The organism is Cobetia sp. cqz5-12 (assembly GCF_016495405.1).
Classification (GTDB): Bacteria; Pseudomonadota; Gammaproteobacteria; order Pseudomonadales; family Halomonadaceae; genus Cobetia.
Map to the genome: position 1 here is coordinate 287331 of NZ_CP044522.1, position 11393 is coordinate 298723.

At 63.4% G+C, this 11393-nt stretch carries 8 protein-coding genes; 5 read left to right on the top strand and 3 right to left on the bottom strand.

All coding sequences use genetic code 11. From position 1 onward, the window contains the following. Positions 1–46: 46 nt before the first annotated feature. The gene (gene trhO, locus F8A90_RS01335) at positions 47–1153 is read right to left on the bottom strand and encodes an oxygen-dependent tRNA uridine(34) hydroxylase TrhO (protein ID WP_200018552.1); all 1107 of its coding nucleotides are present in this window, start codon (positions 1151–1153) and stop codon (positions 47–49) included. Positions 1154–1482: 329 nt separating this feature from the next. Here trhO and F8A90_RS01340 point away from each other — a divergent pair, with 329 nt between their 5' ends. From F8A90_RS01340 to F8A90_RS01355, 4 genes are all read left to right on the top strand, one after another. After that, positions 1483–2274 (top strand): formate dehydrogenase accessory sulfurtransferase FdhD, encoded by a 792-nt coding sequence (locus F8A90_RS01340; protein ID WP_200018554.1) that lies wholly within the window; start codon positions 1483–1485, stop codon positions 2272–2274. Between the two features lie 31 nt (positions 2275–2305). Further along, positions 2306–4693, top strand: a complete 2388-nt coding sequence (locus F8A90_RS01345) for an FdhF/YdeP family oxidoreductase (protein WP_200018555.1) — start codon at positions 2306–2308, stop codon at positions 4691–4693. A 174-nt stretch (positions 4694–4867) separates the two neighbouring features. Continuing rightward, positions 4868–5308, top strand: coding sequence for a VOC family protein (locus tag F8A90_RS01350; protein WP_200018558.1), 441 nt, complete (start codon positions 4868–4870; stop codon positions 5306–5308). 285 nt (positions 5309–5593) lie between these two features. Further along, complete coding sequence (locus F8A90_RS01355) at positions 5594–6820, top strand: GGDEF domain-containing protein (protein ID WP_200018560.1); 1227 nt, start codon at positions 5594–5596, stop codon at positions 6818–6820. A 55-nt stretch (positions 6821–6875) separates the two neighbouring features. Here the strand turns inward: F8A90_RS01355 and F8A90_RS01360 are convergent, their stop codons facing one another. Further along, the gene (locus tag F8A90_RS01360; protein WP_200018565.1) at positions 6876–7577 is read right to left on the bottom strand and encodes a phosphatase PAP2 family protein; all 702 of its coding nucleotides are present in this window, start codon (positions 7575–7577) and stop codon (positions 6876–6878) included. 314 nt (positions 7578–7891) lie between these two features. Between F8A90_RS01360 and F8A90_RS01365 the strand changes: the two genes are divergently transcribed. Continuing rightward, positions 7892–8410: an META domain-containing protein gene (locus tag F8A90_RS01365; RefSeq protein ID WP_200018567.1), complete on the top strand. Its 519-nt coding sequence runs from the start codon at positions 7892–7894 to the stop codon at positions 8408–8410. A 111-nt stretch (positions 8411–8521) separates the two neighbouring features. On the opposite strand, the gene F8A90_RS01370 is transcribed toward F8A90_RS01365, so the two are convergent. Beyond that, a complete protein-coding gene (locus F8A90_RS01370) occupies positions 8522–11365 on the bottom strand; it encodes a valine--tRNA ligase (RefSeq protein ID WP_200018570.1) in 2844 nt (947 codons plus the stop codon). Positions 11366–11393 lie beyond the last annotated feature (28 nt).

The following is an 11393-nucleotide window of genomic DNA, read 5'->3' on the forward strand; positions in this document are numbered from 1 at the left end:
CCGTCGAGACGGGGTGTTCGGGTAGCGAAAGCGACGTTGGCTGCTATCAGCTCTTCTTGCTGGGCTTCTTGCTGGCCTCCAGCGCGGCACGACGGGCGGCTTCACGCTGCTGCTGCTTGGCATCGCGCCGTGCCTGCATCTGGGCGACGGCATCCATGCCTAGGTGAGCTTCGCCACGTTCTCTGGCGAGGCGAATCTGGTTCTCGCGCTCGGCGAAACGCGCCTTCTGGGCGTCGCTCAGCTTGTCGTAGCAACGCGGGCAGCTGACGCCTTTCTGGTAGCGCTCGCTCTGCTTGTCTTCCTCGGTGATCGGCAGGCGGCAGGCATGGCACTGGTCGTACTGGCCGGGACGCAGCTGGTGGTCGACGGTGACGCGCTCATCGAACACGAAGCACTCGCCCTGCCACAGCGTCTCTTCCTCGGGCACCTCTTCCAGATACTTCAGGATGCCGCCCTTGAGGTGATAGACCTCATCGAAGCCCTGCTCCTTGAGATAGGCCGTGGACTTCTCGCAGCGGATGCCACCGGTGCAGAACATCGCCACCTTGCGGTGCTGTGTCGGGTCCAGCTCACGCGAGACGTAGTCCGGGAAATCACGGAAGGCAGTGGTGTTCGGGTTGACGGCACCGGCGAAGGTCCCCACTTCCACTTCATAGTCATTGCGCGTGTCGATCAGCAGCACCTCAGGATCGGAGATCAGCGCATTCCAGTCCTTCGGCTCCACATAGGTCCCGACGGTGTGACGCGGGTCGATGCCCTCGACGCCCATGGTGACGATCTCGCGCTTGAGCTTGACCTTGGCGCGCAGGAAGGGCGCCTGCTCGGCCAGTGACTGCTTGGTGTCGAGCTCGGCCAGACGCGGGTCGCTGGTCAGCCAGGCGAGCAGCGCATCGATGCCGGCGCGTGAGCCGGACACGGTGCCGTTGATGCCTTCGCGGGCCAGCAGCAGGGTGCCGCGGATGGCGTGCTCGTTCATCACCGCCAGCAGCGGGTCGCGCAGCGCCTCGAAGTCTTCGAGGGTGACGAACTTGTAGAGCGCGCAGACCACATGCTGCGGGGCCAGCGGGCTGGGGCGGGCGGAGGCAGACGTGCTGGTCAGCTGCGGGGCGCTGGCCTGATCAGGCGCGGCGGTCAGGTCGGGAGTGTCGGTCATGCGAAGGTCCTCATGCGGGCCGGAACGTAAATCCGGAGCAGGATGATCGAGAGATGAGAGTGGCCGGCGGATATCGCGACAGCAGGGGCACCCTCAAGGGTCGGCGACGCATTTTACGCGACTCGCGCGCGAATTTCTCGCCCGCCGCGATGGCCCGCATGGCTGTCACCGGCAGGACGTCACCTTCATTGATGGTGTCTATCAATTGGCGGCTCGGCTCAATTGGTCGCCCTCATGGCATGGCGGTAGGATGTTCCCATATTGCGCAGACGTCGGGTGAGGAGTGCGCGCACCATTCTCGCCACGCACCTGCGCCACGGAGAGCCGTAATGAAAGATTCGCTCTATCAACAAGCGCCAGGCGCTGCAAGCTACACGGATGCCCGCGATGTGCCGCTGCGCGAGCTGGATGGCCCATCGGAGCTACCGGTGAGCCTTGCGCTCAATGACACCGCGATGGGCACCTTGCTGGCCAGTCCAGAGGCCCTTGAGCCGCTGGCGCTGGGGCATGCCTTCACGGCAGGCTGGATCACGCGGCGTGACGAGGTCTCGGCGATCCATCTCTCGCGGCTGCGTCATGGACTGGCGGTGCGTCTTGAGGTCAGTGACTCGCTGGCGCGCAAGGCCGAGCGCCATCAGCGGCGTGAGAGCAGTGTCTCGAGTTGTGGCGCCTGTGGCGTGCAGGACGAAGCGGAGCTGATGGCGGGACTCATGCGTCTGCCGCCACGGGCAGCGCTGGCGCCCGATGCACTGATGCGTGGATTGGAGCGCCTGGAGCGCGCCACGCGCCGCGGCATGCATCTGGCGCTGGGGCTGGACGGCGAAGGCGGTCTGATCTCGCAGGGCGCCGACATCGGTCGCCACAATGCGCTGGATCGGGTGATCGGCATGAGCCTCGACAGCGGTGTGTGGCCCGAGGCGTTGCTGGTGTCGAGCCGCTGCAGCCTGGAGCTGGTGCAGAAGACCATCCGTGCGCGCATTCCGACCCTGATCACCCTCGCGGTGCCCTCGCGACTCGCCGTCGAGATCGCGCGTGCCTGCGACCTCAATCTGATCTGTGCCCACCGCGGGCGTCGACTCGAACTGCTCAGCGGTCGCGCTGATCGCCCCCGTTTATCCTAGCTCCTGTTTCTCCTGGCCACTGGATCCTGACATGACCGACATTGCTGCCCCCGAGATCGAGACGCCTGCGTCTGCCCATCTGCCCCGCGAGGATGCGCAACAGACGCGTCATCCGCGCATTGCCGCCTATTCCGGGCCGGCAGGCGGCTGGGGCGCGCTCAAGAGTGTCGGTCAGCATGTCAGTCACTCCAGGGCGCCGTGGAAGAGCGTGCGCTCTCTGCTCAAGGCCAATCAGGACAAGGGCTTCGACTGCCCCGGCTGTGCCTGGGGAGACCCGGAACACGGCTCCTCCTTCGAATTCTGCGAGAACGGCGCCAAGGCAGTAGCCTGGGAAGTGACCGCCAAGCGTGTCACGCCACGCTTCTTCGCTCAGCACACCGTCACGGAGCTGCTGGGCTGGGACGACTTCATGCTCGAGGATCAGGGCCGTCTGACCGAGCCGATGCGCTACGACGCGGCCAGTGATCGCTATACGCCGATCAGCTGGGACGCGGCCTTCGAGCTTGTCGCCGAGCATCTCAGCGCGCTGACGTCGCCGGATGAGGCGCTGTTCTATACCTCGGGGCGTGCCAGCAACGAGGCGGCCTATCTCTACCAGCTGTTCGTGCGTCTGTTCGGCACCAACAACTTCCCCGACTGCTCCAACATGTGTCACGAGGCCAGCGGCGTCGGCATGAAGGCGAGTCTCGGCGTCGGCAAGGGCACGGTGCTGCTGGAGGACTTCGAGCACGCCGATGCCATCTTCGTGTTCGGTCAGAACCCCGGCACCAATCACCCGCGCATGCTGGGCGATCTGCGGCGTGCCTCACGGCGTGGCGCGCGCATCGTCAGCTTCAATCCGCTGCGTGAGCGGGGGCTGGAGCGCTTCGCCGACCCGCAGTCGCCGCTGGAGATGATGACCCTGTCCAGCCAGCCCATCAGTCATCGCTATTACCAGCCGCGCATGGGCGGCGACATGGCGGCGGTGCGTGGCATGGCCAAGGCGCTGTTCGCGATGGAGGCACGCGGCGAATTCACGCGCGCCGCCAGCTTCATCGAGGCGCATACCCGGGGCGTCGAGGCCTGGCAGGCGCTGGTCGAGGCGACCGAGTGGGCAACCCTCGAGGACCAGTCCGGCCTGACACGCGCTCAGCTCGAGGAGGTGGCGACCATCTTCGCGGGCGCCGACAATGTCATTTGCACCTGGGCGATGGGCATCACCCAGCATCTGCATGCCGTCGAGAGTGTGCGTGAGATCGTCAATCTGCTGTTGCTCGGCGGGCACTTCGGCCGTCCCGGTGCCGGGGCCTGTCCGGTGCGTGGCCATTCCAATGTCCAGGGCGATCGCACCATGGGCATCGACGAGAAGGCGCCCGCCTGGCTGATCGATGCGCTGGAAGCGCGCTACGGCGTCAGCATGCCGCGTACGCCGGGCTACAACACCGTGGAGAGTCTGGCGGCGCTGGAGCAGGGCAAGGCGAAGACCTTCATCGCGCTGGGCGGCAACTTCACGCGTGCCACGCCGGACAGCGAGCGGACCGAGGCCGCGATGCGCAACCTCGAGCTCAACGTCCAGATCAGCACCAAGCTCAATCGCAGTCATCTGGTGATGGGCAAGCAGACCGATGCGCTGATTCTGCCGTGTCTCGGTCGCAGCGAGATCGATCGCTCCTCGCAGGTGGCTTCCCAGCACATCAGCGTCGAGGACTCGATGTCGATGGTGCACTCCAGCGCCGGCATCAAGGTGCCGGCCAGCCCTGAGTTGCGCTCCGAGCCCGGCATCATCGCGGCGATCGCGCGTGCCACTCTGGCGCGCGTGCTGCCGGCGCGAGGGGGCAGTGATCCGGTCGATTGGCAGGCCCTGAGTGAGAACTATGATCTGATCCGTGACGAGATCGCGGCGGTCATTCCCGGCTTCGCGGACTTCAATGCGCGGCTGGCACACAAGCGCGGCTTCCACCTCGCCAATCCGGTGCGCGAGCTTGCCTTCCCGACCTCCAGCGGCCTGGCCGAGTTCTCGCACATGCCACTGCCGGAGTCGGTGATGCATCAACAGTTGGCACGGCGTGACGGCTGGCTGACGCTGCAGACCATGCGCAGTCACGATCAGTACAACACCACCGTCTACGGCTACAACGACCGCTATCGTGGCGTGTCCGGTCAGCGGCGGGTGATCTTCATCAATGGCGAAGACCTGGCGCGGCTGGGGCTGGCTGACGGTGATTGGGTCGACATGCTCGGTGAGCCGCGCCCGGACGGCAGCGAGCGGCGTGCGCCGCAGTTCCGTCTGGTCGAGTACGACATCCCGGCCGGTTGCATCGGGGCCTACTATCCGGAAACCAACGTGCTGGTCGCATTGGAAAGCCACGGCGCTGATACCGGCACGCCATCCTCCAAGTCGGTGCCCGTGCGTCTGGAGCGCAGTTCACGCATCGCCTGACGGCGCGAGATGCCAGCAGCAGGGTGCATGCATCACCTCACTGCCGCGGGGCGAGGAGACTCGTCGCGCGGCAGTCGTGTGTCTAGAATATTCCCGTGTGCCGAGCCCGCTTCGCTCGGCGCACGTCTTTTCCGTCCTCAGTGCTGCCTCAACCACCGTTCAAGAGAGTGATCCATGCAATATCTGCACACCATGCTGCGTATCCGTGATGTCGACGCTTCACTGCATTTCTTCCGTGACCTGCTCTGCATGGTCGAGATCTCGCGCAAGGATTCCGAGAAGGGTCGCTTCACGCTGATCTTCCTGGCAGCGCCGCAGGATGCCGAACGTGCCCGTGAGATGCAGGCGCCGATGCTGGAACTGACCCATAACTGGGACCCGGAAGAATACGAGGGTGGGCGCAACTTCGGTCATCTGGCCTATCGCGTCGAGGATATCTACGCCACCTGTCAGCATCTGATGGACAACGGCGTGACCATCAACCGTCCGCCGCGTGACGGCCACATGGCGTTCGTGAAGAGCCCGGATGGGATCTCGCTGGAGCTGCTGCAGGCCGGTGACGCCCTTGCGCCGCAGGAACCCTGGGCCTCCATGAGCAACACGGGCAGCTGGTAAGCAAGCAACGCCGCATGTTGACGTGCCCGTAAGCGTCGCATCCAGGCAACGCAATAGCCGAATTATGACTGGTGCATCGCCCAGCAGGGCTTATGATGTAATGAAGTTCATAAGCCCCGTAGCATGATGTGCGACATGTCGTGCTCGGCCTTTGTGAGGTGTCATCGCGGCAGGCAGGTATACCTTCTACCTTTCTCTCGCTGCCCGCCTGCCGCGATGTTGCACCTCCTGGAGTCGCGTGAGGGATCGCCACGCGGACACTGCCTAGCTGGCAAGGACTGCCTGATGCCGAGAGTCGTAAGCGCCTGGCTACGTCATGAACCACGATTGCTCGCCGTTGAGCATCGTCGTTTCTACCATGCCTATCTTTGGGTCTATCTGATGCTGATGGGCCTCTTCGTGGTGTGGGTTCCCTTCTTCACTCTCTTCAACGAGCCGCGGCTGGCATTCGTCAGCGGCATCATGGCGCTCGTGTCCGTGCTGGGCGTAATGCTGCACCGGGCGCACCAGTTGACGCTGGGCCTGGCCCTGATGATGAGCGCCTTGACGCTGCTGGCCTGGCTCTCGGTTTTCTGTTTCGGGCTCTCGGCGGGCTATGAGTACTATTTCTTCATCGTGATGGCCGGTATCCACCTGGCCCCGCTGGCGGCGCGAGTTCGAGTGGTGACGACACTGATGCTGTTCATGGCGGCTGTCTCGGCACTGATGGTCTCGCCAGTCCTGCATGAGGGTGGCGTCCTGTCGGCCTGGGTGCTGCAGTCTGCCAACCTCTTCGCGGTCTTCCTGATGATGGTCACCTTCCTGTGGCGCATGCTGGCGCTGACCGAACACTTCGAGCGTCAGTACCTGAAGGATGCCAGTCGTGATGAGTTGACCGAATTGCTCAATCGCCGTCAGATATTGCGCCACGCCGAGGACTGGTGGCGTGACGGAGTGCCCTGTGCGGTCTTGATGCTGGATGCGGACAACTTCAAGCGCGTCAATGACCTGCATGGCCATGCCGTCGGGGATGAAGTGCTGCGCCATCTGGGCCGTCTGCTGACGGCTACGCTGCGTCAGGGCGATCGCGCCGGACGTGTCGGTGGCGAGGAGTTCCTGGTGCTGCTGCCGCGTATCGGGCGTACCGAGGCCATCTCCGTGGCAGGACGCATGCGCTCCCTGCTGGCCAAGTCTCCTCCGGTATTCGCCGGCACGCCAGTGCCGGTCACGGTTTCCATCGGCATTGCCATCAGTCATGAGGTCGATTCGCTGGATCAGCTGATGCAGCTGGCCGACAGGCGGCTGTATCACGCCAAGCACAATGGGCGTGATCAGGTGGTGGCCGGTGGGGAACACGAGATGACAGGCTTCGCTACGGCCGATATCAGCCCTCCGCCCCCCGGCAATGACGGCGGCGGACTTGGCAAGCCAGAGGCCGTGGAGGAGGGCACTCGTGACAAGGAGGATGACCGCCAGGAAAAGCGGCATCACAAGGACTCCCCCCCTTTCTCACGGACGCCCCTCGTCGGCTGACATGAGTTCAGGTTCTTGAGTTCAGAATCTTGAGTGCAGGTTCACGAAAGCTGCTTCAGGCGTGCGGCTTGAATCGAGTCAGCGCGTTTTCCATGCCACGGGCAACGGTTGTCGCCAGGGGCGTGCACAGCACCCAGGGCAACGCGATCAGTGCAATGCTGAGCGAGCCCAGATAGACGTCGCTGAACCAGTGGGCACCGACCATGATGCGTGGTGCGCTCAGCAGTACCACGAATGCCAGACTCCACAGCGCGATGCGTCGTGGTGCGAAGGCCAGCATGAAACTGGCGAAGACCATCAGCATCAAGCCATGATCCCCCGGGAAGCTGTTCGAGGCCGAATCCTTGGTCTTGAAGGACACCAGTTCGGAGAGATGCTGAGCGTGCTGGAAGACACGAGTCGGACTGGCATGGCCGTAGCTGATGGCACGCAGTACGAACAGCGAAATGATCCCTGCGGTCAGCAGCATGGTGATGCCAAGGCTGGTCCAGTGTCGGTAACGATCGGGACGAGGATCCTCAAGCATCGCCCAGCAGAACAGGGCTCCCATCAGCCCGAATGCCGCCGCATCGAAAAAGCGGGTATTGAGCAGCCCCAGCAGGGTATCCCAATGCGGATTGAGCGGAGAGATGAGGTGGTTGAAGGCCCAGAATACCCGGCCGTCCAGATCGGGCCAGAAATCCAGTGCAGGTACCCACCAGCTGATCAGCAAGGCAAATCCTGCGGCATTGAGAGTCAGTAGTCGTCTGGACAGCATCTCTGTCCCTCCCGGTGCAGATGGTGCGAGGTGTCATCAAGAATCAGCAATCCAGCCATATCGCTTGCTGGACGACGTATGGTAATTTGTCAGATCTTTCAGAAACACTGTTTTTGAACTCTCCTTCCAGAGATGCATCGTTGCGTCAGACGCGATCTGACAAGCGCTTCTGTCATGACTACAACACCCGCTGCACAGCCGCTCTGCGCGACAGAGAACGATGCATGCGCGTGGGGGTCGCGACAGGCGTTATCCATCCGTATCGTTCCATCATGGCCTGGCATCGGGACAGGCTCACCACGAGGGGGCTCTTCATGAGCATCAACTTGCGTCGTCCATCACTTGCCACTTCGCTGGCGATTGCCGCTTCTCTATTGGCCGGATGTGCCGCCAGCCATCCCGGCATGAGTACGTCCGGCACCCGGGGCGGGAATGACGGCATGGCAGCTGCTCCGGCGCTGGTCGGTACCACCTGGAGCTTCTCGAAGACCGAGGACGGCGAGGCCCCCAATTTCCTGTTGCAGGCCCCGACCCCCGAGCAGCTGGCGGACGAGGAGGATGACCGTCTGCGCCTGGTGGGCAGCAACGGCTGCAATCGTCTGATGGGGCCGGTGGTGCTGGATGAATCTCGCCAGTCGCTGGATATCGGTCCGCTGGCCTCGACCATGAAGATGTGTCCCAACCCCGAGCAGTCCAACGCCTTCAACCGCATGCTGGAAGAGGTGGCCAGCTATCAGGTCGTCGGCAGTGGCGAGAGTGCTCGGCTGCGCGTAATGGATGACACCGGCTATCTGCTGGCCACCTTCCTGCCGTTGGAAGACGTCGCCGAGTAACGCGTTCGATACGCTGGTAGAGGTGATCCGCGAGCGGGCTGCCAGAAACGAGAAAGCCCCCTGCACCGTTCGGTGCAGAGGGCTTTTGCTTGCGTAGAGAGCGAGCGTGACTTACAGCGCTTCGATCTTGGCGCGCTGACTTTCCAGCAGTGCAAGCTCCGCCTGGGCATCGGCCAGCTTGGCGCGCTCCTTCTCGACCACATCGGCCGGTGCGCGACCGACGAACTTCTCGTTGCCGAGCTTGTTCTCGAGACCGGTGATGACCTTCTGCTGCTTCTCGTGTTCCTTGTCGATGCGCTTGAGCTCGGCATCCTTGTCGATCAGGCCTGCCATCGGCACCAGCACTTCCAGCTCACCGACGCGCTGGATGGCGGACATCGGTGCTTCATCGCCCGCCGCCAGGAAGGTGATGCTTTCCAGACGTGCCAGCTTGGAGAGGAACAGACGGTTGGCTTCCAGACGCTCGGCATCGCCAGCCGCGCCATGCTGCAGGAAGACTTCCAGCGGCTTGCCCGGGGACAGGTTGAGCTCGTTGCGGATATTGCGCACCGCGATGATGATGCCCTTGAGCCACTCGATGTCACGGATGGCCTGCTCATCGATACGCTCGGCATCGGCCTGCGGCCACGCCTGGCTCATGATGCTCTCGCCTTCCACCGGCTTGCCGGCGTGAGGCGCGATGCGCTGCCAGATCTCCTCGGAGATGAACGGCATCATCGGGTGAATCAGGCGCAGGATGGTCTCGAGGGCGCGCACCAGGGTGCGACGCGTGCCGCGCTTGGCTTCGATGCTGGCGTTGTCGTCCCACAGAACCGGCTTGGACAGCTCCAGATACCAGTCGCAGTACTCGTTCCAGATGAACTCGTAGAGCGCCTGGGAGGCGTGGTCGAAGCGGAACTCTTCCAGCGCGCGGGTGACCTGCTGCTCGGTCTGCTGCAGGCGCGCGATGATCCAGCGATCGGCCAGCGACAGTTCGACGGCTTCGCCGTTGACGCCGCAATCCTGGTCTTCGGCATTCATCAGCACGTAGCGCGCCGCATTCCACAGCTTGTTGCAGAAGTTGCGATAGCCATCAAGACGGCCCATGTCGAACTTCACGTCACGCCCGGTGGAAGCCAGTGACAGCAGGGTGTAGCGCAGCGCATCGGTACCGTGCGGCTCGATGCCCTCCGGGAACTCGTTGCGCGTAGCCTTGGCGATGGCCTTGGCCTTCTTGGGCTGCATCATGTTGCCGGTACGCTTCTCGACCAGCTCATCCAGACCGATGCCATCGATCAGGTCGATGGGATCGAGCACGTTGCCCTTGGACTTGGACATCTTCTGGCCGAGGCTGTCGCGCACCAGACCATGCACGTAGACCTTGCGGAACGGCACTTCACCCTTGAACTTCAGGGTGAACATGATCATCCGCGCCACCCAGAAGAAGATGATGTCGAAGCCGGTAACCAGCACGTCGGTGGAGTGGAAGGTCTTGAGCTCTTCCGTGTCCGCCGGCCAGCCGAGGGTGCCGAAGGTCCACAGCGCGGAGCTGAACCAGGTGTCGAGGACGTCTTCGTCCTGACGCAGTTCGACGTCGGCACCCAGGTGGTTCTCGGCGCGGACTTCTTCCTCGTTGCGGCCGACATAGACGTTGCCGTCGTTGTCATACCAGGCCGGAATGCGGTGGCCCCACCACAGCTGACGCGAGATGCACCAGTCCTGCAGGTCACGCATCCACGCGAAGTACATGTTCTCGTAGTTCTTGGGCACGAACTCGATGTCGCCGTTCTCGACCGCTTCGATGGCCGGCCGCGCCAGCTCCTCGACGGCCACGAACCACTGGTCCGTCAGCAGCGGCTCGATGACATCGCCGGAGCGGTCACCGTGCGGCAGGGTATTGTTGACGGCCTCGACCTGCTCCAGCAGGCCCAGCGCGTCCATGTCGGCGACCAGCTTCTCGCGCGCGACGAAGCGATCCAGACCGGCGTAGGCGGCCGGCAGGCTGGCATCTTCCTCGGGCTGCGGACGGCCCTGCAGATCATAGATCTCGGCGCGCTCCAGAATGGTGGCATCCTGGCTCATCACGTTGATCAGCAGATGGCCCTGACGCTTGCCGACTTCGTAGTCATTGAAGTCGTGGGCCGGGGTGATCTTGACGCAACCGGAGCCCTTTTCCATGTCGGCGTGTTCATCGGCGACGATGGGGATGCGACGGCCGACCAGCGGCAGTTCGATGAACTTGCCGACCAGGCTTGCGTAGCGCTCATCCTTGGGATTGACGGCCACGCCGGTGTCACCCAGCAGGGTTTCCGGGCGCGTGGTGGCGACGACGACGTAGTCCTTGCCATCGGCGGTCTTGACGCCATCGGCCAGCGGATAACGGAAGTGCCAGAAGCTGCCTTGCTGCTCGCGGTTCTCGACTTCAAGATCGGAGATCGCGGTGTGCAGGGTCGGGTCCCAGTTGACCAGACGCTTGCCGCGATAGATGAGGTCTTCCTTGTGCAGACGCACGAAGACTTCCTGAACGGCCTTGTAGAAACCGTCATCCATGGTGAAGCGCTCGCGCTTCCAGTCGATGCTAGTACCCATGCGACGCAGCTGGCGGGTGATGTTGCCGCCGGACTCTTCCTTCCACTCCCAGATCTTGTCGGTGAAGGCTTCGCGGCCGAGATCATGGCGGGTCTTGCCTTCTTCGGCGGCGACCTTGCGCTCGACCAGCATCTGGGTGGCGATACCGGCGTGGTCGGTGCCTACCTGCCACAGGGTATTGCGACCCTGCATGCGGCGCCAGCGTACCAGGGTGTCCATGATGGAATCCTGGAAGGCGTGGCCCATGTGCAGGGAGCCGGTGACGTTGGGCGGCGGGATGACCAGTGAGAAGCTCTCGCCCTGGCCTGACGGCGCAAAGCGATTCTCGGATTCCCAGCGCTCGTACCAGCGCGTCTCGATGGCGTTCGGTTGGTAGGTCTTGTCCATGGGTCTGCAAATGATCCGGTTGGGCGGG